This window comes from Lawsonibacter hominis, assembly GCF_014287895.1.
GTDB classification, from domain to species: domain Bacteria; phylum Bacillota; class Clostridia; order Oscillospirales; family Oscillospiraceae; genus Lawsonibacter_A; species Lawsonibacter_A hominis.
This window is the reverse complement of the sequence record NZ_JACOPP010000008.1, coordinates 32,689-55,927: the sequence shown is the minus strand read 5'-3', so window position 1 is coordinate 55,927 and position 23,239 is coordinate 32,689. Positions and strand designations below refer to the sequence as shown.

The following is a 23,239-nucleotide window of genomic DNA, read 5'->3' as shown; positions in this document are numbered from 1 at the left end:
CAACCGAAATATATGAATATTTATCTGGCTATTTATTTTGAGGGCGGCGCGATATCCCCGCCCTCTTTCCCACATTTTCCGAAATAGTGCGTTTTAGTCTTGACATCCCCCGCATATGGTGTTATCTTTTCATCAATAATTATTCGTTTCCAGACGGATATTATTCATTTTATTCCCTGCATTGCAAGGCCTCTTGCAAAATTCCACAGAAGGAAGAGAAAGGTGACCCCTATGAAGAAACTCCTGTCCCTGCAAAGCCGGCTGCTGTCTGTATGGACGGCCGCCGCGCTGCTGGTCTCTCTGTGCGCCGTTCCGGCGTACGCCGCGGAGGAGACCGCCGCTCCCGCCGGGAGCGTGACCAACGTCTCGGAAGACGGCGGCGAAGACTGCATTAACCTCTCCGCCGCCCGCTCCTTCCAAGCCAGGATCCCCGTGAGCATGACCGAAGAGGCGGCCGCCCAGGCCGCCGGGAAGGCCGAGTGGTCCCTGCTGCGCGACAGCGGCAAGGCCTATCTGGACCCTGTGCTGTATCCCAACCAGACGGCGGGCGGCGGCCTGTCCGACTGGGTCTGCTCCGACGGAGAGACGCCCTTTTTCACCAATGTGGTCTCCTTCGCCGAGACGGTGGACGGCCAGGTGTATCTGAGCGTAAGTTTCGACAGCGTCTGCTACTTTGGCAGCGATGCGAGCGTTCCCCACTCCAATGGCGGCGCTTACTTGGACGTATGCGGCTACTTCCGCCTGACCGCCCTGGTGGACGGCAAGGCGCTTGGCTCGGCCCCCGTGAAAATCACCCCCTACGACAACTTCCACACGATGCCTGAGATCTACGCCCAGATCGACGCGATGGTCTCCTACGCCGCGGAAAACACCGACCTGTATGTGGAGAAGCGTTCCATGGGCAAAAGCCAGGGCGACAATGGCCTGGAGCCTCTGGACATGCCTTATCTGATCGTGGCGAAGAATCCGGACGCCGTGGCCAAGTGGCAGTCCATCCAGGAAGAGGCGGAGCACGATCCCTCCGCCCTCATCGCCAAGCTTGAGGCCGGTACCCTGGGCGACTATCAGGTGCCCGTGCTGTATTCCAACGTTCACGCCAACGAGGCGGCCGCTTCCGACGGCATCCTGAAATTTGCCTGGATGCTGCTGGAGGCCGCCGCCGGCGACGGCAAGCTGGATTACGACCGGCTCACCGGCTTTACCGCTGAAGGTGAAGCCGAGCTGGCCGCCCAGATGGGTCCCGTGGGAGCGGAGGGCTCCGTGGCCGTGCCCGACCTGGTGGCCGACACCGCCACTTACCTGGGCTATCTCAAGGGCGAGGGTCTGAACGTCTCCGGCGTGGTGGATCTGGCCAAGTACTATACCATAGAGACCGAAACCGTGGACGTGGACGAGCTGCTCTCCGACGTGTTCTTCCTCATCGTCCCAGAGGAAAACGTGGAGGGGCGCACCTATCTGACCCGCACCTCCTCCGGCGGCTTTGACCTGAACCGCGACAACTCCTTCCAGACCCAGGCGGAGACCCAGAACATGACGCAGCTTATCGCCGCCTGGAACCCCGTCAGCTTCACCGAGTTCCACGGCCGCGTGAAGCAGTTCCAGTGCGAGCCCTGCGATCCCCCCCACGAGCCCAACTTTGAGTACGATCTGCTGGCCGAGCATCTGATGGCCGGCGGCGAGGCGCTCGGCATCGCCGCGGTGGCCAACAACGACGGCTACAACAGCTATGTCATCCCCCAGCGCGATTACCTGAGCTACACCGGCGCCAAGGCCGCCGACGGGGCCGACCAGACCTGCTGGTACGATCCCTGGGACGATATGTCCACCTCCTACACCCCCCAGTACGCCATGCTCCACGGCACCGTGGCCTATACCGTAGAAGTGCCCGCGTATAACGACGACGTGGCCGCCGCGGTGGCGTACGGCCAACTGGGCCAATCCGCCTACATTGCAGAGAACAAGCAGGAGTATCTGCTGGCCCAGACCAAAATTTTTGAGCGGGGCGTGACCAACGCCAACTCCGACGCCTACGAGCTGGTAGGCCAGTGGTTCTGCGACCAGTATGACGTGGAGGGCGCCGAGGCCGAGCTGTTCCGTCCTGAGTATGACGGCGCGGGTCAGAACGGCAATTTCTATCCGGAGTGCTACATCATCCCCCTGGACGGCGCCAATCAGTCCAACCTGCAGGCCGCCGCCGACATGATGGAATGGCTCTCCCGCAACGACGTAAAGATCCTGGTCTCCGAAACGGCCTTCTCCTACAGTGGTGTGCGCTATCCCGCCGGGACCATGGTGGTCTCCCTGTACCAGGCCAAGCGGAGCGTGGCCAACGGCGCGCTGTATGACGGCACCGTCATCACCGGCTGGCCCGTCCTCTATTCCGAGGGCATCACTGCCTTTGCCAAGACCCGCGGCTTCGACATGGTCACCTGCGCCGAGCCTGCGGCCTACCGGACCATCCGGGCCGCCTGCGGCGACTGGATGGACCACGCGGACTGCGTGCGCTATCTGGCCAACGTCACCTCCAGCTTCACCGGTGTGGAGGGCGCCAAGGTGATCCTCTCCAATGCCTCCGAGGACTCCACCGCCGCCGTCAACGCCCTGCTCCAGGCGGGCAAAGGGGTGGGGATGATCCTCTCCGGCGAACAGGCCGGCAGCTTCCTGTGCGATTATTCCGACTGGCGGAGCGTCTGCACCCAATACCGCCTCTCCGGCGCCGGCGTGGCCGAGGCCGACGCGCCCCTGTCCCTGACCATCACCAAGGCTCCCGTGGTCTACATCAGCGGCAAGCCCTCCGACAGCCGCACCGGCTTTGTCAAGACCAGCCTGGTCAGCGGCTCCTACCAGTATAACTATGACCGCCAGGCGATGGAGCTGCTGGGCTTCCAGGTGACGGACGACGCCTCCCTGGCCACTCTCGTCATCGGCGCCGCCGCCCTGGACGAGGCCGGCCTGGCCGCCGTGGAGAACGGCGCGGCCTATATCGGTTACGGCTCCAACGCCATCAGCGCCATCACCGGCTATACCGACCGCAGGGGCAACCAGATCCCCGGCTGTCTGCTGAGCACAGGCTCGCTGGTCCGTGAGACCGTCAGCAGCGAATCCATGGACGCCCTGGCCTATGTGACCTATCCCACCCAAAGCCTGATCACCGCCAGCTATGTGAGCGAGGGCGACGAGCTGCTCTATGGCTACGGCGCGGGCTACTTCTCCGCCATTCCGGAAGGCGCCCAGGTCCTGATCCGGCTGGACGGCGCCCGGGAGCCGCTGGAGGGTTTCCTGGTGGGCGGCGGCGAACATTACGACGACTTCCTGGACAACTCCATCCAGGCCATCTCCTACCAGAAGGACGGCCTGAACCTGGCGCTCTTCGCCAATACCCTGACCAACAAGCTCCACCAGCGGGATGAGTTCAACTTCATCAGCAATATGGCCTTTTCCTCCCTGCTGGGCGGCGTGTACGCCGGCAGCGTGAAGACCGCCGGCGACGCCAAAGCGCTGGCCGACGCCAAATACACCGACGTGGGCGGCGGCGACTGGTACGCCGAGGCCGTGGGGCAGGCCACCGCCCAGGGCCTGTTTACCGGCACCTCCGGCACCACTTTTGCCCCTGCCGGTACCACCACCCGCGGCATGCTGGTCACCGTGCTCCACCGTCTGTCCGGCCTGCCGGAGGCGGAAGCCGCCTCTTTTACCGACGTAGCCGCGGACTCCTACTGCGCCGATGCGGTGGCCTGGGCCGCCGAGCACGGCGTGACCTCCGGCACCTCCGCCGCCGCCTTCTCCCCCAACGCCGCCCTGACCCGTGAGCAGGCCGTGACCATGCTCTACCGGTATGCCCAGGCCGCAGGCGCAGACGTGAGCGTGGAAGCGGACGCCGATCTCCTCCGTTACGCCGACGCCGGCCAGATCAGCGCCTTTGCGCTCCCCGCCATGCAGTGGGCCTGCGGGTCGGGCGTACTCACCGGAAACGGCGCGGGCGCTCTGAATCCCCAGGGCACCGCCTCCCGCGCCGAGCTGGCCACCCTCATCCTCCGCGCCGCCGAGCTGTTCTGAGCGGGCGGTATCAGCAGAAGGAAGGGACGCGCTGCGGATTTTCCGCAGCGCGTCCCTCAGCTTGTCCCCCTTGGGCCCTGTTCAGTCCCAGGCCCGCAGCAGGCGTTCCACATAGCGTTTCATCGCCGGCCGAATCGGATAGCCGCCGTCGTGGGTGCACCAGTTGTACACCAGCCCCCGGGCAGCGATCATCAGAAAGTCCACCATGGCGGCCGCCCCTTCTTCACTGTGGAACTCTCCGGCCTGCAGTCCCCGCTGCACCTGTTCTCCCAGCACCCTTCGGATCCCCTGTTCGGAGGGGCGGTCAAAGCATTTGTTGTTGGAGTTGTAGAGCAGCTTGGTCAGGGAGATATCGGTGATCTCGCTGGAATAGCGGGCATATTCGTCAAAAAAATGCAGGATCCGCTCCCGTGCGGTGGGCTGGATAAGAGCGGGCGCCACCACGTCCTCAAAGTACTCGTCGGCCAGCTGGTAGGTCTCATAGTACACATCCAGCTTGGTTGCATAATAGTTATAGAAGGTCCCCACCGAGACCTGGGCGGCCTCCACGATATCCCGGACCTTGATCTGCTCAAACGCACGGCGGTCCAGCAGCGCCAAGGCCACTTCAAAGATATGGCGCTTCGTCTCCTCCGCCTGCTGCCTGCGGGTCTTTTTATGCTCTTCCAATCCCTGCGCCCCCCATTTCTCTGCAACGATTATATCAAAATCAGGCCCTCCTGCCAAGTGCGGGAGGGCCTTTTTTTGGACGGTTCACCCAATTTGAGCAAGCTTATTTGGCTTTTTTTACAATTTTCTGATTTGACCCGCTTTTTTGGGGCCGCCCTATTGCATTTCGTTTTGCCTCGTGACATAATTAACGAACAAGTTCACTGAACATATTCATAAAACAATTTCACAAAAGGAGGCAGCAGTATGGCTACATTTCTTACCGCCCAAGAGGCCGCCGAACGGATCCCGGACGGGGCCACCGTTGGCCTGGCGGGCATGGGACTGTCCGGCTGGCCGGAGGAGGTGGCCTGTGCCATCCGGGACCGCTTCCGGGAGACGGGGCACCCCCGAAACCTGAATCTGAAGCAGGGCAGTGCCATGGGAGACTGGGGCTACGGCAACCAGTTTTTGGGTTGGGACCGCACGAAGCGGCCCGACGGCCCCGCCCAGGATCAGGGCAACCGCGGCGTGACCCGGTTCGGCGAGGCCGGAGAGGGACTGATCGCCAAGTGGTGCGGCGCCCACATTGGCTCGGCCTTCTCCCTGAACGAGCTGGTGCGGCAAAACAAAATTCAGTGTCACTGTCTTCCCCAGGGCGTCATCGTAAACCTGTGGCGGGAAATCGCCGCCGGACGGCCCGGTCTACTGACCAAGGTCGGCCTCGGCACTTTTGTAGACCCCCGCGTCGAGGGCGGCAAGATGAACCAGGCAACCACGGAAGACCTGGTGGAACTGGTAGAGCTGGGCGGCGAGGAGTACCTGTTTTACAAGAGCTTTCCCCTGAACGTAGCGCTGCTGCGGGGCACCACCGCCGACGAAAACGGCAACATCACCTTTGAACACGAGAGCGTGCTCAACGAGGGCCTTGCGGTGGCCATGGCCGCCAAAAACAGCGGCGGCATCGTCATTGTGCAGGTGGAATACGTGGCCCGAAAGGGCACGATGGACCCCAAGCAGGTCAAGATCCCCGGCATTCTGGTGGACTATGTGGTCCAGGCCACCGACCCCATGGCCTGCTGGCAGGCCGAGGGGGTCTACTTTGAGCCCGCCTTCTCCGGTCAGATCAAAAAGCCGGTGCAGGCTCTGCCCAAGCTGCCCATGTCGGACCGCAAGGTGCTCTGCCGCCGCTGCGCCATGGAGCTGCGCGCTGGCAGCGTGGTCAATCTGGGGGTCGGCATTCCCGCGGACGTGGCCCTGGTGGTGGCTGAGGAGGGATATACCGACCAGATCACCCTCACCGCGGAGACCGGCGCGGTGGGCGGGGTGCCCGCCGCGCTGCCCAACTTCGGCAGCGCCTATAACCCGGAGTGCACCATGCTCCACAACGACATGTTCGACATGATCGACGGCGGCGGACTGGACATCACTGTGCTGGGCCTGGCCCAGGCCGACGAGGCGGGCAATTTGAACGTTTCCAAGTTCGGCGCCCGCCTTACCGGACCCGGCGGCTTCATCAATATCACCCAAAGCGCCAAAAAGGTGGTCTTCTGCGGCAGCTTTATGGCCAAGAGCAAGGTGCTGGTACAGGACGGCAAGCTGGTCATCGCCGAGGAGGGCAAGGCCAAAAAGTTTATCCGTCAGGTGGAGCAGATCACCTTTTCCGGTCCCTATGCCCGGCCGGATCAGACCATCCTGTATGTGACCGAGCGCTGCGTGTTTCAGCTCATCGGCGGCAAAATGACGCTGATCGAGATCGCCCCGGGCATCGACCTGGAGCGGGATATCCTGGCCCACATGGACTTTGTTCCGGTGCTCGCCCAGAATTTGAAAACCATGGACCCGGCTATTTTCCAGGAACACTGGGGCGGCCTGGGCCAATCGATCCGAGCATAAGGAGGCTGACAAAATGGTATTGACCGAAAAGCAACAGATGTTGCGCAAACTTTTCCGGCAGTTTGCGGAAACGGAGTTCACGGACGAGCTGCTGGACCGGCTGGAGGAGACCGGGGAATTTGACCGCGCCATTCATGATAAGATGGCGCGCTGCGGCTTTCTGGGCGTCAAGATCCCGGTGGAATACGGCGGCCAGGGCGGCGACAGTCTGGCCTATGCCATGATGGTGGAGGAGTTCGCCCGGGTGTCCCCGGTGCTGTCCATCTATGCCAACACCTCCAACTCCCTGGGGGCGGGTCCGCTGCTCTACTGCGGCACCGAGGAGCAGAAGCGGAACTACGTGATCCCCGTGGCCAAGGGAGAAAAGATCCTGGTCTTCGCCCTGACCGAACCGGGCGCCGGCTCCGACGCGGGCGGGACCCTGACCTCCGCCGTGCAGGCTGGGGACGAATTTATTCTCAACGGCCGCAAGACCTTCATTTCCGGCGCGCCCTTCGCGGATTACGCGGTGGTCTACGCCAAGACCGATCCCAGCCAGAAAGGCTCCAAGGGCATCTCCATGTTCCTTGTGGACATGAAGCTGCCCGGCGTATCCTGCGGCAAGCCCGAGCACAAGATGGGCATCGTGGGCTACCCCACCAGCGACATCATCCTGGAGGATGTGCATGTCCACAAAAGCGACCTGCTGGGCCCGCTGCACAAGGGCTTCTCCACCGCGATGAAGACCCTGGACGGCGGGCGCCTGGGCATGGCCGCCCAAGCGGTGGGCATCGCCCAGGGCTGCCTGGACGCGTCCGTCAAGTACGCCAAAGAGCGCAAGCAGTTCGGCAAGCCCATCGCCAAATTCCAGGCCATCAGCTTCATGCTGGCCGACATGGCCACCGAGATCGAGGCCGCGCGCCAGCTGGTCTACTCCACCGCCGTGCGCAAGGATGCGGGGGACCCGGAGAGCGCCAAGCTGTGCGCCATGAGCAAGCTGTACGCGGCCGAGATGTGCAACCGCGCGGCCTACAAGGCCGTGCAGATCCACGGGGGCTACGGCTACATCAAGGAATACAAGGTGGAGCGCTTCTACCGGGACGCCCGCATCACCAGCATCTACGAGGGCACCTCGCAGGTACAGCAGATGGTCATCTCGGGCAGCTTGCTCAAGTAAGGAGGAGAAGGGTATGAAATTCATTGTCTGCGTCAAGCAGGTGCCGGACACCTCCGGCAAGGTGGCGGTCAAGGCCGACGGCACCATGGACCGCTCCAGCATGGCCGCCATCACCAATCCGGACGACCGGAACGCGGTGGAGGCCGCCCTGACCCTCAAGGACCAGCATCCGGAAGCCAGGGTGGTGGTGATCTCCATGGGCCCGCCCCCCGCCGCCGGGATGCTGCGGGAGCTGCTGGCCATGGGCTGCGACGAGGCGGTGCTCATCTCCGGCCGGGAGTTCGGCGGTTCGGATACCTTCGCCACCTCCCAGATCATTGCCGCCGCCATCGCGCACCTGGGTCTGGATGAGGAGGACGTGATCTTCTGCGGCCGTCAGGCCATCGACGGCGACACCGCCCAGGTGGGTCCCCAGATCGCGGAAAAGCTGGGCCTGCCGCAGGTGACCTATGCCGCCGACATCCGGAAGGAGGGCCGCACGCTCACCGTCCGCCGCATGCTGGAGGACGGCTATATGAACATCCAGGTGTCCACGCCCTGCCTGATCACCTGTATCAAGGAGCTGAATACCCCCCGGTATATGACCGTCAAGGGCATTCTGGAGTGCGATCAGAAGCCTTATCGGGTCCTTGACTATGCGGCTTTGAAGGACGAGCCCCTCATCGAGCCGGACACCATCGGCCTGAAGGGTTCCCCCACCAACGTGTACAAGTCCTTCTCGCCCCCGGTGAAGGGCGCGGGCGTCCTGCTGGAGGGTTCCCCGAAAGAGGCGGTGGCGCAGCTCTTCGCCGCGCTGGAAAAACAGCACATGATTTGAGGGAGGATGCGGAAATGACTGAATTTCATAATACCGACCCCGCCGCCTTCCGGGGCGTGTGGGTATTCTGCGAGCAGCGCGGCGGCGAGCTCAACCCCACCTGCTTCGAGCTGCTCTCCGAAGGCCGCAAGCTGGCCGACGATCTGGGCGTGGAGCTCTGCGGCCTGCTGCTGGGCGACGGCGTGGCGGCGCTGGCCCCCACGCTGGGCGGCTATGGGGCCGACCGGGTATATGTATGCCAGCACCCCCTGCTGAAGGATTACACCACCGACGCCTATACCAAGGTGGTCTGCGGCATGGTCATGGAGCGCAAGCCGGAAATCGTGCTCATCGGCGCCACCAACATCGGCCGGGACCTGGGCCCCCGCTGCGCGGCCCGCCTGCACACCGGCCTTACCGCCGACTGTACCCACCTGGATGTGGATGTGGCCAAGTATCAGGAATTTTTAAAGCGTACCTCCACCCTGGATGTGGACGGTATGAAGTGGGACCTGACCGACAGGGGTCTGAAGATGACCCGTCCTGCTTTCGGCGGCCACCTGATGGCCACCATCATCTGCCCCCGGTTCCGGCCCCAGATGTCCACCGTCCGGCCCGGCGTGATGCAGTGCGCCCCCTTCGACCAGGCCAAGGCCGACGCCTGCCGGGTGGAGCTTTGCCCTGTCACACTGGATGAGCGCGATCAGAAGACCCGTGTGCTGGAGGTGGTCAAGCAGGCCAAGGCCGCCGTGGACCTGATCGGTGCGGAGGTCGTGGTCAGCGTGGGCTACGGCATCAGCAGGGACGTAAAAACCGGCCTGGCGCTGGCCCAGCAGTTGGCCGACGCCCTGGGCGGCGTGGTGGGCGCCTCCCGCGCCTGCGTGGACGCGGGCTGGATCGGCGCGGACCACCAGGTGGGCCAGACCGGCAAGACCGTCCGGCCCCGGCTGTACATTGCCCTGGGCATTTCCGGGGCCATCCAGCATAAGGCGGGCATGCAGGACGCCGCGTGCATCGTGGCGGTGAATCAAAATCCCGCCGCCCCCATTTTTGAGGTGGCCGACTACGGCATCCCCGCCGACCTGTTCCAGGTCCTTCCGCTCATGATCGAAGCGACAGCCTCCAGCAAGGGATAGGCGCCGGGAAAACCGAACGAGCAGGCGTACAGAATTGGAGCAGGCCCGTAGCCGCGCGCCGGTGCGCCGGCCCTATCTGCTGTGCGGCGTGGGATGCATGCCCTTCGCGGGCATCCTTTACGCCTGGTCCATCCTGAAGGCTCCGCTGGCCGAGGCGTTCATCCGGAGCGTCTCTCAGCTGGCGCTGAACTTTATCCCGACCATGCGCTTTTTCTGTGCGCGGCCGGGATCTGTCTGGCGGGCCTGTCCTACGGCTGCTCGCCTCCCATCTCCTCCGCTTTTGTCAGCGTCTTTTATGGGACAAAGCATTTCGCGATGAACTTCAGCATCGCCAATACCATGCTCATCCCGACCTCTTTTACAGCCACCCTCGCCGGGCCATGGTGACCGCTTCCGGCTCCTGCGCCGCCCCGGCGGCCCTGCTGCCGGCCTGCTCCCTTCTTTCGCTGCTGAACCTGAGGATCCGAGCGCCCTGATCCGGCCCCGGCCTTCCGGCACCGGACCTGCAGCGCCGCTGTGCCAGCCGTTCGCCCAAACCGTCCGGCCGCATTCGGCGCCAGACGCCCCCCTGCGCCCGCAGGGCGGTCTGTCCCGTACACTTGCACGCTCTCCCCCGCCCCGCCCCCTTGTTTGACCGAATGAGCCGCGCCTTCCCGACCGGGAAGGCGCGGCTCATCCTTTATTGTTTGCGCAGATAGGTACTCGACAGCAGTTCCGTCCGGTTGGTGACCTGCATCTTCTCATAGATGCGGGCAACATGGTATTTGACCGTGTTGACCGAGATGCCGACCCGCCCGGCGATCTCCTTGTTGGTCAGCCCCTCCGTGATGAGCCGTACGATCTCCAGCTCCCGCTCGCTGAGCAGTCCCTCCAGGTGCCGGGCTTCTCCGCCGCTCTCCCGCATGTTGCAGAATGCGATGGCATAGGGCTCCCCATCCACAACGACCTTTTCCGTGCGGTAGTTCACCCAGGTCTTTCCATGCTCCGGATCGGTGTAAAAAAAGGAACGGGAGCTGCTGTTCTTCCCCCCTTGGCGCAGATCCTGCAGATTGGCCGTCTGGATCTTTTCCAGCAGGACGCCGAAGGCGGCGTCGCTCTTGCCCAGATTGATAAACCGCGCCGACTTGGGATTGACGAAAAGCAGCGTTGGCTTGACCTCCAGGCCGCTGATGCCGATGCCGTCTCCGGCCAGCTCCATGGCCCGCCGGTAAAGCTCCAGCCGGACGGCCGTCTCCGCCAGATCCCGATGGGATTCCAGCAAAACCGCAAGATGGCGCAGCGCCACGCACAGCTTGGCCCCTCCCTCCGGCGTGGGGAGGCGGTCCTCCGGAAAGGCCAGGTACAGCTCCCCCATCAGCTGGCAGCCCCGGGAATAAATCGGATGGCAGACCAGGTAGCACCCCGCCGGGAAACAGGCCTCCCCCGGGGACGCCAGGCGGATTTTTGTCCCATCCCGCACCCAAAAGGCGTCCGGATGGCCGTGGGAGACACAGGTATGCTCCGCCTCCCAGATGACGGAAGCGCGCACAATGCTCGCCTGGACGCTCCGGCGCGGGATCGACAGCGCGGCGGCCGCACAGCCGAAATGATTCAGAACGGCCTGACAGCAGGCCCGTTCGAAGGCCTCGGCCGCACTGCTGGCGGAGATGTGGGCAAAGGCGTCGAAGACCTCCAAATAGGTGGTCAGCGCCAGCGCCCGGGCGGCCTGCTCAAATTCAGAACGATTGGAAACGCCGGTACGCAGCCCTGCAAACGGGGCGTTTTCCGGAAGCGGCGGGCACTCCATCTCCCAGCTCAGGCGGACCAGCCCTTCCCGATCCACCCATCCCCGTCCAAGCGTCTGCCAGGGCGCATCCTCAGACCGGCGGAATTGCAGCAGCCCAGGCTCTCCCGCCGTACAGGCCCCCGGAAGCGCAGGACAGACCTCCACCCCCTCGACCGGCCGTCCGATGGAGTTGATGGGTACGGCGGCGGCATCCCACTCCTCGGGGCACAGTTCGGCGGCATGCAGCGTGAGCCGGGTCACGCTCTCCGGAAACCCGGTATCCTTCTCCACCACACAGTCCGGCTCAAGCAGCCCCTGCATCCGCGCCGCGGTATCCCGGTCAAAGTATGCCTGTCCGATCCGTACCCGGCGCAGCCGGGAAAAGTTGCCGATCAGGAATCTGGAATCCATGCTGACCGCATTGATGATGCTGGGCGTCAGGTAAACGCTGTCCACCGGACGGCCGCTGACGGTCTTGATAAAATCCTTGGGTTCAAAGGACTCCATCGGCAGCAGGGTATCCCCGCAGGCCAGTCCCAGGCAGATCTCCTGTACATAGGTCAGGCAGGGATACGGCACGCACAGCAGCGCGGTGCCCGGCGGATGCCGCAGCGCCCCGCGGCAGTGCGCCAGATAGGCGCCCAGTTCGCCATAGGATACCGTGCGGATCCGCTCGCTCCCCTCATCCAGCAGCGCCGTCACGGGCGCTGCGTCCTCCACCGGATACCGGCCCAGCACCAGCTGTTTGCGGGTTAAGCTCTGGTAGGACAAAAACCGGCGGGAGGCCGGGTAGACCACCACCCGCCGCAGGGGCAGCAGGGGGGACAGCTCCTCCCGGAGTCCCGCCACAACGTCCCGGTCCGCCACCACCAGATCTGGCGCAAACCGCTTCAGCCGCGCCAGCAGGCGCTCCGGCTCCGTCCGCGGACTGACCGGGCAAAAAACGGCGCCGATCTGTGCTGCGGCGAACAAGAGCTCCACATAGGCATGCCCCGCACACCGCAAATAGACGATATGCGCGCCGGGCCCGCAGCCCAGTTCCAGCAGGCTCCGGCTGATGGAATCGATGCGCCGCCGCAGCACAGCGTACGGTATGGGCGGTCCGTCGGACGCGATGGCGATGCGGCTCCCATATTCCGCGCAAATATCCCGCAAAAGCTCCTGTAGCGACATGGGCCCGCCCTCCTTTTTTTCTACTTTAGCACAACCGCTTTGGTATGGCAAGGTGCTTTCCCGTTTTACTTTGCGAAAGTTACTGGAAAGTTACTACCCAAACGGGTGGTTGTCGTTTTTGATAACTCAGCCCTATAATCCAATCACAAGGATAGTGATTTTGTCTATCCCATTTGGTATGGAAGGAAGTGCCTGCGCTTGGAATACACAGTTCTCAGCCCCTGGGCCGCAGCCGAATCCCGGCAGCCCCGCGGGCTCTCGCCCCGGTTGGACACTCTGGCGGGAAAAACCATCGGCCTGTACGCCCACTTCAAGGGACACGCCATCAAGATCCTGGATGAGGTCGCCCGGGAGCTTTCGGCACGTTTTTCCGGCGTGACCTTTACTCATTTTCAATACCTCAAGGAGATTACCGAGCTGATCCAGGACGACGCATATGCGGCGCAGGCCGCAGCATGGGCCTCCGGGGTTGACGCCGTCATCACTGCCTACGGCGACGCCGGGTCTTGTTCCCTGTTTTTGGCAAAAAACGCCGCTTTCTTTGAAAAACAGGGCAAACCCACGGTAGACCTTCTCTGCCGGTCCTTTCAAAATTCCTCCAAACGGGGCGCCGCCTCCCAGGGGGTGCCCGGCCTGCGGCTGGTAGAGATGTCCTTTGGCGATCTGTCGGGCGAGAAGGTCATCGACGACGCGCTGCTCGAGCGGGTCGTCCGCCCTGAGGTACGCCGGGTGACCGACCAAATTGCCGCCGCGCTGACGGCCCCGCTCACCGAGGAGGAGGCCCGCCCGACCCGGGCCCGGGATTATTCCAGCTATACCTTTACCGGTACCCTTCAGGAGGTCAACGACCAATTCTACAAGCTGGGCTGGACCACCGGCCTGCCGATCGTCCCTCCCACCCGTGAGGCCGTGGATGAGATGCTGACCGGCACCGATCTGTCCCCCGACACGGTTCTGGGAACGATTCCCCCCATGAACGGCATCGCCACGGTGGAAAAGGTGGCCGTCAATGCGGTCATGGCCGGGTGTCTGCCCACTTATCTGCCGGTCATTCTTGCGGCCGTCCGGGGCATGCTGGCGCCCAACATCCAGCTGTGCGGCTGGACCTGCTCCAACGCCAACTGGATGCCGTTCACCTTTGTCAACGGCAGGGTCGCAAAGGACATCCACCTTCACAGCGGCCGGGCCGTCCTCAGCCCCTATTACAAGCCCAACACCGCCATCCCGCGGGCGCTGGCCTACATCACCATGAATATCGGCGGTGTGCGCCAGGGGATGGAGGACATGTCCGCCATGGGCACGGTGGGGCGCGGCGGCGTATGCATCGCGGAAAACGAAGCGCAGAGCCCCTGGGAACCGCTCCAGACCCGGTACGGCTTTACGGCGGAGGACTCCACCGTTACCATGTTCTGGCCGGCCGATGTGCAGACGCTGGGCGGAGGCGGTCTGGGCGGAGCGTTCACGCCGGAGAGCTTCCTCAAGAGCATGTGCCAGGTCAAGGCCTTCGGCTGGTGGACCGGCGGGGTGTTTATTCTCTCCCCCGAGATTGCCGCCATGTTTGCCCAGGCGGGCTGGACCAAGCAGCGCATTCTGGATTATGTGGTGGAATACAACCGCGTCCCCGCCGACGAGTGGAACCTGCGCTGGCTGGTGGAGAGCAACCATGAGCCCCGCAAGGACGGAGGCATTCCGGTGGAGACGCCCCTGGACGGCAGCTACTCCGCCCGGCGGTTTTGGAACGATGCGCACATGTTCATCGTGGTGGCGGGCGCCCAGTGGGGCGTGGCGGTCACCGGCGGCGGCGATCACGGCGGCCCATCCTGCACCAAAGTGGAGCTGCCAAAAAACTGGGACAGTTTAGTGGCGCGTTATCGGGACATCGTCCCGCGCTATCTGGATTACTAACAAGGAGGGAACGCATTGGAACACAAGGAAATGGAAGCGCTGCTCCAATCCTGCCAAAGGGAGCTGGAGCGTCTTCAGGCGGTCAACGAGATCCAGAAGATCATGGGCCGCTACGAGGTGGTACACAATCCCCTGACGATGTGGCGCACCCCAATCGACTGCTTTGCGCTGACCATGCCGGACGTATCCATGGAGGTATCCGACTGGGGCGTCTGGGTGGGCGCCGAGGCGGTCCAGTATCTGTTCGGCACCGTCATGAAGGAGGAGCCGGTGGGCACCATGTTCATCCACACCCTGGCCACCCCGGTCATCGAGGTGGCGGGAGACGGTCAGACCGCAAAGGGCACCTGGCACTCCCCGGGCTTCGAGACTCAGGTCGACGCGCAGCGCGTCCCGCACGGTTTCTGGTGCTGGGGCAGCTATAGCGTGGATTTCATCAAGGAAAACGGTGCCTGGAAGATCTGGCATATGAAGTGGTGGCGCACCTTCCGCTGCGATTACTACAAGAGCTGGACCGACTGCTGGCAGGACATCATGACCGGCCCCCCGAAACGGCATCAGTTCCAGACGGAGCCCATCACGTTCTTCCACCCCTACGACACGCTCACCGCGCGGGAGCCTTTCCCGGTCAATCCCAAGCCCTACGAGACCTATACGGGTACCATGATGGACTGGGCCATGGGGGAATTTAAGGACGAGTATTTCCCCGGCGACACCGCCACCAGCAAGTTTGAATTTGCCCATGGCAAAAAGCCCGGCGTCATTGAAAACAACCCCTCGGCGGACCTGTGAGCGCCAAATATGCCTGTGTGGGAAATACGGGTATAGACGGTCCCTTCGACTTGACGTACAATAGAAAACGCGACGGATGATTGGAAAGGAGAACAATATGAAAAAGATTCTGAGTTTAGTCCTTGCGCTGGGAATGATCTTTTCCTTAGCCGCATGCAGCGGCGGCGGCGAATCGGGCGGCAGTACCGCTGCAGATGACGGTCAGATTTACGAATTCAAGCTGAGCATTATGAATGCCGACCAGCCCTTTATGGAGGATTTCCCTGCCCTTGTGGAAGAAAAAACCGGCGGCCGCATTCAGATTACCCTCTATGATATGAGCAGCCTTGGTACTGCCGCAGACGCCCTGGCGATGACGCGAAACGGGACGGTTGAGATGTACTTTAATGCCGCGGCCCAGACGGCCGGCGAGTTCCCTGTGGCGGATATCGTACAGGTCCCCTTCCTTGCCTCCAACCCCAGCACGGTCAGTGAAATTATTTATTCTCTCTACTATGAAGGCTATCTGGACGAGTTTAACAACGAGACGGTTCCGCTGATGTTCGCGCCGACCGATATGCAGATGCTGGCGGTCAAGAACAGCAAAATCGAGAGCATGGGCTCTTTCAATGGGTTAAAGCTGCGGGCGGTCTCCGGTATCGCGGTGGATATGCTTGAGTCTTTCGGCTCTTCTGCTGTGGCAATGCCGATGTCCGACGTGTACCTGTCCCTGGACCGCGGCATTGTTGACGGGGCCATGACCAGCCCCCATCTGATGCAGGTCAATGCGCTGTATGACGTCTTGGACTACATCATGGAATACCCCGTCCATGGCGGCCTGCTGTTTTTGGCTATGAACGAGGATGCGTACAACAGCCTTCCGGACAGTCTGAAGCTCTCGCTCATGGAAGCCTGCGAAGAGCAGCGTTACCGTGTCATCAACAAAGTACAGCAGACCTATTCCGACGGCATCGAGGCCTGCGTGGCAGGCGGTATGGAGCTGTACTCCATTACGCCGGAGTTCCAGCAGGAGCTGCAGGACGCTGTGGCGCCCCTGCGTGAACAATTTGTGACAGGCCTGAACTCCGCCGGTCACGACGGTACTGCAATCATGGATCTGACCGAACGGGTCATCGAGCGCTGCGAATACAACCTTAAATAAGTCCCGACATGCCGATATGGGCCTCGGCCATTCATATCCGAACGGCCGGGGCCCCATTTAGGAGACATGCTATGAAAAAAATGTTGATTATGGCGGCAAAGGCCGTACATATGGTTAGCAATCTGTTTGCCTGGATCTCCGCAGCGGTCCTCTTCTTTATGGCATCGGTCAGCTTTGTGGATGTAATCGGCCGCTATTTTTTCCACCATCCTTTAACGGGCGCCCAAGAGATTATTGAGGTTTCCATGTCGATTTTTGTGTATACCGGCCTGGCCCTGGCCATCAAGCTGCGCCGCTGTATCGCGGTTCCGGTCATCGTGGAGCGGCTTTCGCCCCGTATCCAGCTTCTGGTGACCGCTGTTGGAAATGCACTTTGCTGCGGAATGAGCGGTCTGTTGATCTGGCAGCTGGCGCTCTCCTCCGCAAAGCAGCTGGCCCGTTCCAGTGTGGGAACGCCTGTGCTCAAGATCCCTTACGGCCCCTTTTATGCGATCGCTCTGGTCGGATATGTTCTTATTGCCTTAGAGCTGCTGATCCTAGTCATAACCGACCTGCACGATTTCATCTGCTGGAATAGCACGCGTAATGCCGGCGTTACCGGAGAGGAGGGAACTGAGACGTGCAAATGACGACGATCGCCGGTATCGTGGGTATCTTATTGATGCTCATTTTGATGTTTGCCGGCGTAAACCTCGCCTTCTCCTTCTTTATTTCCGGCTTTATCGGCGTGGTCATGATCTTGGGATTTGGCGGCGGTCTGACTTATCTGCAGACGATTCCGGTTACAACCGCCATGTCTTACTCCCTCGCAGTCTTGCCCATGTTTATGCTGATGGGTGATTTTGCGGTAATGGGAGCACTGACTACGGACGCATACGGTGCTGCCCGCAAGTGGTTTGGGCGCCTGCCCGGCGGCTTGGCCATCACAAGCACTGTGGCCAGTGCGATTTTTGGAGCTATCTGTGGTTCCGGGCAAGCGACGGCAATGGTCATGAGTCAAGTCGCATGGCCTGAAATGAAGCGGTATGGCTATGAGCCCAAGCTGGGTCTGTGTTCCATTGCCGCCGCCGGCCCTCTCGCGATTCTGATTCCGCCCAGTACGCCGATCATCATTTACGGCATCCTGGCCCAGACCTCCGTTGGCAAGCTCTTTATGGCCGGATGGCTGCCTGGAATCCTTTTGACCCTCCTGCTGTGTATCACCACGGCCGTTTTGGTCAAACTCAGACCCGCTTGGGCCCCGCGCGCAGAGAAGACGACTCTGACGGAAAAGCTTCGTTCCTTAAAAGCCGCTTGGCCGATCCTTCTTTTGGTCGTCTTTATCATGGTGTGCATCTGGGGCGGCATTACCACGGTGAATGAGGCGGCCGGCATCAGTGTTATCGTCTGCCTTATTATCGTGATCTGCAAGCACCGCGCCGGAGGAAAAAAGATCCTGCAGACGTTAAAGGAGAGCGCCGTACAGGCCTCCGGCCTGTTCTTCATGTTTATCGGCATTCAGCTGTTTAATGCTTTCATGGGGCTGTCCAAGCTCCCCGCCATGCTCTCCTCCTGGGTCACCGGCCTGGCGCTCCCCCCCATGGCCATCATATGGGTCATCGTAATCATCTATCTGGTTCTGGGCTGCTTTATCGACACCCCTGTCATCATGATGCTTACCATTCCACTGTTTGCGCCTGCGGTCTCCGCGCTCGGGTTCGACCTGGTCTGGTTCGGCATTCTGTCTACCATGTGCGTGGCGCTGGGCTCCATTACTCCGCCCGTCGGCATCTGTCTGTTCGTCATCGGGGCCAGAGTAAAGGAAGTACCGCTGATCACATTGATGAAGGGTATCTGGCCCTATGTCATCGCTACCTTTGCGGCCACGGTTTTGGTCATGTATATCCCCCAGCTTTCTCTGCTTCTGCCCAGTCTAATGTCCTAGCTCGCGCTTATAAGGGCCGGGCGGCGGCCGGAACGGCTGCCGCCCGGCCCTATCCATACGGACTGAAAAAGGATGTGTTATTATGTTCGTTCTGCCGCCCCCCCTTCAGCTTCCCCCCTTGAGCGACGCCGAGACACGCAAGCCGTATTCCAAATACTACTATGAAGGGGCCAAGTCTCCCGCACCGGAAACCATGGCCCAGATCGTCTGGGGCGCGCCGATGGATCCCGCCGACGCCTTGCTGCCCGACCAGGTGGACGCACTTTTGGAGCCGGGTTACCTGCCCCGCGAGAGCGGTTACTGCGTACTGCCCAACGGGGTGGGGTATGCCGCAGCACTGACCAAAATGCCCGGCGTGACCCCTCAGGCAAATAACTGGTGGGGGCCTTGGCACGAGCAGGAAGATCTGCGCTATAAGCTTTGGTGCCCCGGAAGCCACATCCGTGTGGGCCCTTCCTGGGCCCAGGAAAATGTAGGCATGGGTCTGGAGGATTTCTATTTTGTGGGGCGGATGAATCCGGCGCTCTTTGGGTTTGATCTCCGGCGCGTGGCACAGCAAGACGACATCGTTCTTATCCGAGGCTCCAACGGCCTGATCAAACCGGCCGACGGTTCCCCCGCTGACCGGCCGCTTCCTGTTGTCGTTATGCATTATGTCCGGAAGACGCCGGAGGGAATTGAGTACCGCTCCCGCTTTTGGGTAGGGCTCCATTTTCTCAACGGTAAACCTGTCGTTCTCCTAAAAGCAGGGGAGCGTATTTCAGAAGAACGTGCGTACGGCCTTGCCAATCATTGTGCCCATGAGATGGCTACCCTGGCCTATTTACTGCCGCGGCTCTATCCTGAATTCGGCGGGACAGAGCGGTAGCCGTCAGAGCCATGGCCCGCCCGTCCTGGCATCTCTCCAGGAATGCCCTCTGTTCTTCCTTTTTGAAAAAGAGCGTGCTGCTGTACTGACGCCGACCGGCTATGGCCTGCGCTTTACGGCTGAGGGGGGGCGCGCCGGACCGGCTGCGCCCTGCCCTGTTCCCGCTCCTGCCGTTCCTCCCCGCGGACCTTCTTCGGAGCAAGAGGCCCCATAAGCCTCCGACCGTTTCCTCCCCTTTTTCCGCGGTTTCTCTTGGCAGATTCTCCCGTTTGTGCTATGCTAGGGCTAAGGAAGGGAGGTCTGCCCCATGATGAAAAACGAGGCCTTTGTTCATCTGACCGATGCCCTGCCCCCCGATATTGCCCGCCGGAAGGCCATGGGTGACCTGGAGGGGGCCAAACGTCTGATCGACCTGCGTCTGTCCGCCGCCGGGCAGCCCGAGCTGGCGGAACGCCTGATGGTAGAACGGCTGCGGTTGGAACGTCTGCCCCGCGACTACCCCTACGACCGTGCCCAGGCCCTGACCATGATCCGTGCCGAATGGCCCGGCTGCTCCGAGGAACAATTTGACGGGTTGGTGGATGCCGGGCGCATTGACTGGCGTATGATCGGCTCCGTTCCCCACTATCACGAGCGGTTTTTGGAGTCTTTGCGCCTCTACCCCGCCCAGGCCCCCGGCCTGCACCAGGAGCACACGGACCAGACGGAGCGGGAGCTGACGCTGGAGCGGCTGCGCGATGCGGGCGCCCTTACCGCGCGCATCACGCTGCGCGCCGGTATCCGTGCCCGGACCGATCCGGCGGGACGGGAGGTCCAGGCGTGGCTGCCCATTCCCGCCGCCTGTCCCCAGCAGAGCGAGATCCAGATCCTGGACGCCACACCCGGCGGGGTGTGCGCCCCGGAGGACGCGCCGCAGCGTACGATCTGGTGGAAGAGCCGCGGACGGGACGCCTTTACGGTCACCTACCGGTATCTCCACCGGGCGGTTTACATCGACCCCCTGACCATCCGTCCCAGCCGGGTCCAGCCTTCCTTCGACCTGGAGGAGCAGTGGCCCCATGTGGTCTTTACCCCCTACCTGCGCGCGCTGGCCGAGCGCCTGACGGACGGCCTGTCCTCTCCTGTTGAAAAGGCCAGGTCCCTCTACGACTATGTAACGGGCTATGTCGACTACCGCTATCAGCCCGCCTACCTGCAGCTGGACGACATTGCCGACACCTGCGCCCGGGAACTGCGGGGGGACTGCGGCGTGTTCGCTCTGCTGTTCATCACCCTGTGCCGCATCGTGGGCATCCCCGCCCGGTGGCAGAGCGGCCTTGCGGTCCGCCCCGACTCCGTCGGCCCCCACGACTGGGCCATGTTCTTTATCGCCCCCCACGGCTGGCTGTGGGCCGACTGCTCCTACGGCTCCTCCGCCCGCCGTCAGGGCCAGGTGCAGCGCCGCCGGCACTATTTCGGCAATCTGGACCCCTGGCGGATGGTGGCCAACAGCGAGTTTTACGCCCCCCTCACCCCGCCCATGCCCGGCTGGCGGCAGGACCCCTATGACAATCAGCGGGGGGAATTGATGGTAGACGGACGCGGCCTGGACGACCCGGAGCGCGAGTGTACCCAGGAGCTGCTGTCGTTTGAACTGCTGTGACCAGACGGTCCCGCCCGATCCATCGTTTCCCCGCGGGAACGCCCCGCAGCGGGCGCCCCAATGCGGCTTTTTCCCCTTGGAGGCACGCTTACGCGGCCATGCAGATTGCATGGCCGCGTTTTTTCGCGCCAAAATTTTACTTGACATTTCCCGGAAACCTGCTACAATATCGCTTAAATTATTTTAGTTAAATAATTTTAATTAAAATAATTTATATTTCTAGAACTGGTTTTCAAAACAAGAAAGGAGCTTTTCCCTATGTTTGAGCAGATACGTAATATCATCGCGGAGACGCTGAGCTGCGATCTGGAGGCCGTCACCCCCGAGGCGGACCTGGCGGAAGACCTGGAGGCGGACTCCCTGGACGCCGTGGAGCTGAACATGGCCATCGAGGAGGCCCTGGGCGTGTCCATCCCCGACGAGGAGCTGAAAAATGTGAAGACCGTGGGCGATATTGTCCGTTATCTGGAGGCCCACCAGGAGTAAGCCATGGACATGCAGCAAGTGTTCACCCTGATGGAGCGTTTTGCCGCCTCCCCCCTGACCGGGCTGGAGGTAGCGCTGGAAGGAGGGCGCGTCAAGCTGGAAAAGAGCGCCGGCGCAGGCCCCGCTTCCGCCGCGCCCGCGTCCTCTGCTCCGCTGCAGGCCCAGCTTCATGCGCCCGCTCCGGCGCCGGAGCTCCCCGGCTGCCTGATCACCGCCCCGCTGGTGGGCACCTTTTATGCCGCCCCGGCGCCGGGGGAGGCTCCCTTCGCCCCGGTGGGCGCCTCCGTGCGCAAGGGCGGGACCGTATGCGTGCTGGAGGCCATGAAGATGATGAGCCAGGTGCCCGCGCCCTTTGATTGCGTCATTGAGGAAGTCCTGCGGAAGGACGGGGAGCTGGCGGAGTTCGGCGCCCCCCTGTTCCGCGTCCGGGAGCTTTGAGATGTTCCGGCGGGTACTCATCGCCAACCGGGGCGAAATCGCGGTACGGATCATCCGGGCCTGCCGGGAACTGGACATCGAGACGGTGGCCGTCCATTCCACCGCCGACGCCGGGGCGCTGCACGTACAGCTGGCCACTCAGTCGGTGTGCGTGGGCCCGCCCCGCGCTGCGGAGAGCTATCTGAACCTGTCCGCCCTCCTCACCGCAGCCCTGGAGACCGGCTGCGACGCGATCCACCCGGGCTACGGCTTTCTGTCGGAGAACCCGGAGTTTGCCGACCTCTGCGCCAAGTGCGACCTGTGCTTTATCGGCCCGCCCGGGGATGTGATCCGTCAGATGGGCAGCAAGGCCGCCGCGCGGACGCTGATGCGGCAGAGCGGCGTGCCGGTCGTCCCCGGTTCGGACGGGCCGGTGGCTGACGCCGCGCAGGCCGCCGCGGCCGCCGCCGCAGTGGGTTATCCCGTGCTGGTAAAGGCCTCTGCCGGAGGGGGCGGCCGCGGGATGCGGCGGGTGGATTCCCCGGAGCAGATGGACGCGCTCTTTGCCGCCGCCCGGGGCGAGGCCGAGGCCTGCTTCGGCGACGGCGCGCTGTATGTGGAAAAGCTGATCCAGGCGCCCCGGCACATCGAGTTCCAGATCCTGGCCGACGCCCACGGAAATGTGGTGCATCTGGGGGAGCGGGACTGTTCCATCCAGCGAAAAAATCAAAAACTCATCGAGGAGTCCCCCTCCCGTGCGCTGGACGAGGCCCTGCGCGGAAGCATGGGCGCGGCCGCCGTGGCCGCCGCCCGGGCCGCCGGCTACCGCAGCGCCGGGACGGTGGAGTTCGTCCTGGACCGGACGGGTCATTTTTATTTTATCGAGATGAATACCCGCATCCAGGTGGAGCACCCGGTGACCGAGGCCGTCACGGGCGTGGACCTGGTGCGGGAGCAGCTGCGCATCGCCGCGGGGCTGCCGCTGAGCGTGACCCAGGAGCAGCTCAGGCCCTCCGGCCACGCCATGGAGTGCCGCATCAACGCCGAGGACCCCCGCCGGAACTTTGCGCCCGCGCCGGGGCGCACCGCGTTCCTCCACCTGCCCGGCGGTCCCGGCGTGCGGGTGGACACCGCCCTCTTCCCCGGTTATGACCTGCCCCCCTATTACGACTCCCTGGCGGCCAAGCTCATCGTCCACGCCCCCACCCGGCTGGAGTGCATCCGCCGGATGCGCCGGGCGCTGGAGGAGCTGATCATTGAGGGCTACCCCACCACTGCCGACCTGGCCCACCTGATCCTCTACCACCCGGAGTTTGTGAAGGGAACTTACGATACCGGCTTTCTGGAACAGCACATGGACGAACTGCTGGCCTGGGCGTGCGGATAAGCCCCGCCCAGGCGGCACCGTTGAACTGCCGCTGTTTTGCAGTCCGTTTGG

The 23,239-nt window shown here is 62.6% G+C and carries 17 protein-coding genes; 15 read left to right on the top strand and 2 right to left on the bottom strand.

The features are described from left to right. The first annotated feature begins 231 nt into the window (after nucleotides 1-231). On the top strand, nucleotides 232-4,056 hold the full coding sequence (locus H8S57_RS07670; RefSeq protein WP_186907500.1) for an S-layer homology domain-containing protein: 3,825 nt from the start codon (nucleotides 232-234) through the stop codon (nucleotides 4,054-4,056). An 81-nt stretch (nucleotides 4,057-4,137) separates the two neighbouring features. On the opposite strand, the gene H8S57_RS07665 is transcribed toward H8S57_RS07670, so the two are convergent. Then, complete coding sequence (locus H8S57_RS07665; RefSeq protein ID WP_186907499.1) at nucleotides 4,138-4,725, bottom strand: TetR/AcrR family transcriptional regulator; 588 nt, start codon at nucleotides 4,723-4,725, stop codon at nucleotides 4,138-4,140. A gap of 246 nt (nucleotides 4,726-4,971) precedes the next feature. Between H8S57_RS07665 and H8S57_RS07660 the strand changes: the two genes are divergently transcribed. From H8S57_RS07660 to acrA, 4 genes are read left to right on the top strand one after another with little or no spacing between them, the layout of a single operon-like run. Next, complete coding sequence (locus H8S57_RS07660; RefSeq protein ID WP_186907498.1) at nucleotides 4,972-6,600, top strand: acyl CoA:acetate/3-ketoacid CoA transferase; 1,629 nt, start codon at nucleotides 4,972-4,974, stop codon at nucleotides 6,598-6,600. A gap of 13 nt (nucleotides 6,601-6,613) precedes the next feature. Continuing rightward, a complete protein-coding gene (locus H8S57_RS07655; protein ID WP_186907497.1) occupies nucleotides 6,614-7,756 on the top strand; it encodes an acyl-CoA dehydrogenase family protein in 1,143 nt (380 codons plus the stop codon). 13 nt (nucleotides 7,757-7,769) lie between these two features. Continuing rightward, nucleotides 7,770-8,573: an acryloyl-CoA reductase electron transfer subunit gamma gene (gene acrB / locus H8S57_RS07650; protein WP_186907496.1), complete on the top strand. Its 804-nt coding sequence runs from the start codon at nucleotides 7,770-7,772 to the stop codon at nucleotides 8,571-8,573. 14 nt (nucleotides 8,574-8,587) lie between these two features. After that, nucleotides 8,588-9,688 carry an acryloyl-CoA reductase electron transfer subunit beta gene (acrA, locus tag H8S57_RS07645; protein ID WP_186907495.1) on the top strand — a complete coding sequence of 367 codons (1,101 nt, stop codon included), beginning with the start codon at nucleotides 8,588-8,590 and terminating at the stop codon, nucleotides 9,686-9,688. 679 nt (nucleotides 9,689-10,367) lie between these two features. Here acrA and H8S57_RS07640 read toward each other — a convergent pair. After that, nucleotides 10,368-12,626 carry a LuxR C-terminal-related transcriptional regulator gene (locus tag H8S57_RS07640; protein ID WP_186907494.1) on the bottom strand — a complete coding sequence of 753 codons (2,259 nt, stop codon included), beginning with the start codon at nucleotides 12,624-12,626 and terminating at the stop codon, nucleotides 10,368-10,370. A 198-nt stretch (nucleotides 12,627-12,824) separates the two neighbouring features. Between H8S57_RS07640 and H8S57_RS07635 the strand changes: the two genes are divergently transcribed. The 10 genes from H8S57_RS07635 (at nucleotide 12,825) to accC (ending at nucleotide 23,188) form a co-directional block, all read left to right on the top strand. After that, nucleotides 12,825-14,531 (top strand): UGSC family (seleno)protein, encoded by a 1,707-nt coding sequence (locus tag H8S57_RS07635; RefSeq protein WP_186907493.1) that lies wholly within the window; start codon nucleotides 12,825-12,827, stop codon nucleotides 14,529-14,531. Between the two features lie 15 nt (nucleotides 14,532-14,546). Continuing rightward, nucleotides 14,547-15,323: a nuclear transport factor 2 family protein gene (locus tag H8S57_RS07630; RefSeq protein ID WP_186907492.1), complete on the top strand. Its 777-nt coding sequence runs from the start codon at nucleotides 14,547-14,549 to the stop codon at nucleotides 15,321-15,323. A gap of 97 nt (nucleotides 15,324-15,420) precedes the next feature. Then, on the top strand, nucleotides 15,421-16,464 hold the full coding sequence (gene dctP / locus H8S57_RS07625; protein WP_186907491.1) for a TRAP transporter substrate-binding protein DctP: 1,044 nt from the start codon (nucleotides 15,421-15,423) through the stop codon (nucleotides 16,462-16,464). Nucleotides 16,465-16,535: 71 nt separating this feature from the next. After that, nucleotides 16,536-17,093, top strand: a complete 558-nt coding sequence (locus H8S57_RS07620; RefSeq protein ID WP_186907490.1) for a TRAP transporter small permease — start codon at nucleotides 16,536-16,538, stop codon at nucleotides 17,091-17,093. After that, complete coding sequence (locus H8S57_RS07615) at nucleotides 17,090-18,388, top strand: TRAP transporter large permease (RefSeq protein WP_243204743.1); 1,299 nt, start codon at nucleotides 17,090-17,092, stop codon at nucleotides 18,386-18,388. Before H8S57_RS07620 ends, H8S57_RS07615 begins: the two co-directional genes overlap by 4 nt. Nucleotides 18,389-18,470: 82 nt before the next feature. Beyond that, on the top strand, nucleotides 18,471-19,256 hold the full coding sequence (locus H8S57_RS07610; protein WP_186907488.1) for a DAPG hydrolase family protein: 786 nt from the start codon (nucleotides 18,471-18,473) through the stop codon (nucleotides 19,254-19,256). 307 nt (nucleotides 19,257-19,563) lie between these two features. After that, entirely contained in the window at nucleotides 19,564-20,898 is a 1,335-nt protein-coding gene (locus H8S57_RS07605; protein WP_243204741.1) for a transglutaminase-like domain-containing protein, read from the top strand. Between the two features lie 258 nt (nucleotides 20,899-21,156). Beyond that, nucleotides 21,157-21,384, top strand: coding sequence for an acyl carrier protein (gene acpP / locus H8S57_RS07600; RefSeq protein WP_186907487.1), 228 nt, complete (start codon nucleotides 21,157-21,159; stop codon nucleotides 21,382-21,384). 3 nt (nucleotides 21,385-21,387) lie between these two features. Next, nucleotides 21,388-21,822 (top strand): acetyl-CoA carboxylase biotin carboxyl carrier protein, encoded by a 435-nt coding sequence (locus H8S57_RS07595; RefSeq protein ID WP_186907486.1) that lies wholly within the window; start codon nucleotides 21,388-21,390, stop codon nucleotides 21,820-21,822. A gap of 1 nt (nucleotide 21,823) precedes the next feature. Next, entirely contained in the window at nucleotides 21,824-23,188 is a 1,365-nt protein-coding gene (gene accC / locus H8S57_RS07590; protein ID WP_186907485.1) for an acetyl-CoA carboxylase biotin carboxylase subunit, read from the top strand. Nucleotides 23,189-23,239 lie beyond the last annotated feature (51 nt).

Coding starts and splice junctions, on each gene's coding strand:
- H8S57_RS07670 (WP_186907500.1), top strand. CDS start 232: ATGAAGAAACTCCTGTCCCTGCAAAGCCGGCTGCTGTCTGTATGGACG.
- H8S57_RS07660 (WP_186907498.1), top strand. CDS start 4,972: ATGGCTACATTTCTTACCGCCCAAGAGGCCGCCGAACGGATCCCGGAC.
- H8S57_RS07655 (WP_186907497.1), top strand. CDS start 6,614: ATGGTATTGACCGAAAAGCAACAGATGTTGCGCAAACTTTTCCGGCAG.
- acrB (WP_186907496.1), top strand. CDS start 7,770: ATGAAATTCATTGTCTGCGTCAAGCAGGTGCCGGACACCTCCGGCAAG.
- acrA (WP_186907495.1), top strand. CDS start 8,588: ATGACTGAATTTCATAATACCGACCCCGCCGCCTTCCGGGGCGTGTGG.
- H8S57_RS07640 (WP_186907494.1), bottom strand. CDS start 12,626: ATGTCGCTACAGGAGCTTTTGCGGGATATTTGCGCGGAATATGGGAGC.
- dctP (WP_186907491.1), top strand. CDS start 15,421: ATGAAAAAGATTCTGAGTTTAGTCCTTGCGCTGGGAATGATCTTTTCC.
- H8S57_RS07620 (WP_186907490.1), top strand. CDS start 16,536: ATGAAAAAAATGTTGATTATGGCGGCAAAGGCCGTACATATGGTTAGC.
- H8S57_RS07615 (WP_243204743.1), top strand. CDS start 17,090: ATGACGACGATCGCCGGTATCGTGGGTATCTTATTGATGCTCATTTTG.
- H8S57_RS07610 (WP_186907488.1), top strand. CDS start 18,471: ATGTTCGTTCTGCCGCCCCCCCTTCAGCTTCCCCCCTTGAGCGACGCC.
- H8S57_RS07605 (WP_243204741.1), top strand. CDS start 19,564: ATGATGAAAAACGAGGCCTTTGTTCATCTGACCGATGCCCTGCCCCCC.
- acpP (WP_186907487.1), top strand. CDS start 21,157: ATGTTTGAGCAGATACGTAATATCATCGCGGAGACGCTGAGCTGCGAT.
- H8S57_RS07595 (WP_186907486.1), top strand. CDS start 21,388: ATGGACATGCAGCAAGTGTTCACCCTGATGGAGCGTTTTGCCGCCTCC.
- accC (WP_186907485.1), top strand. CDS start 21,824: ATGTTCCGGCGGGTACTCATCGCCAACCGGGGCGAAATCGCGGTACGG.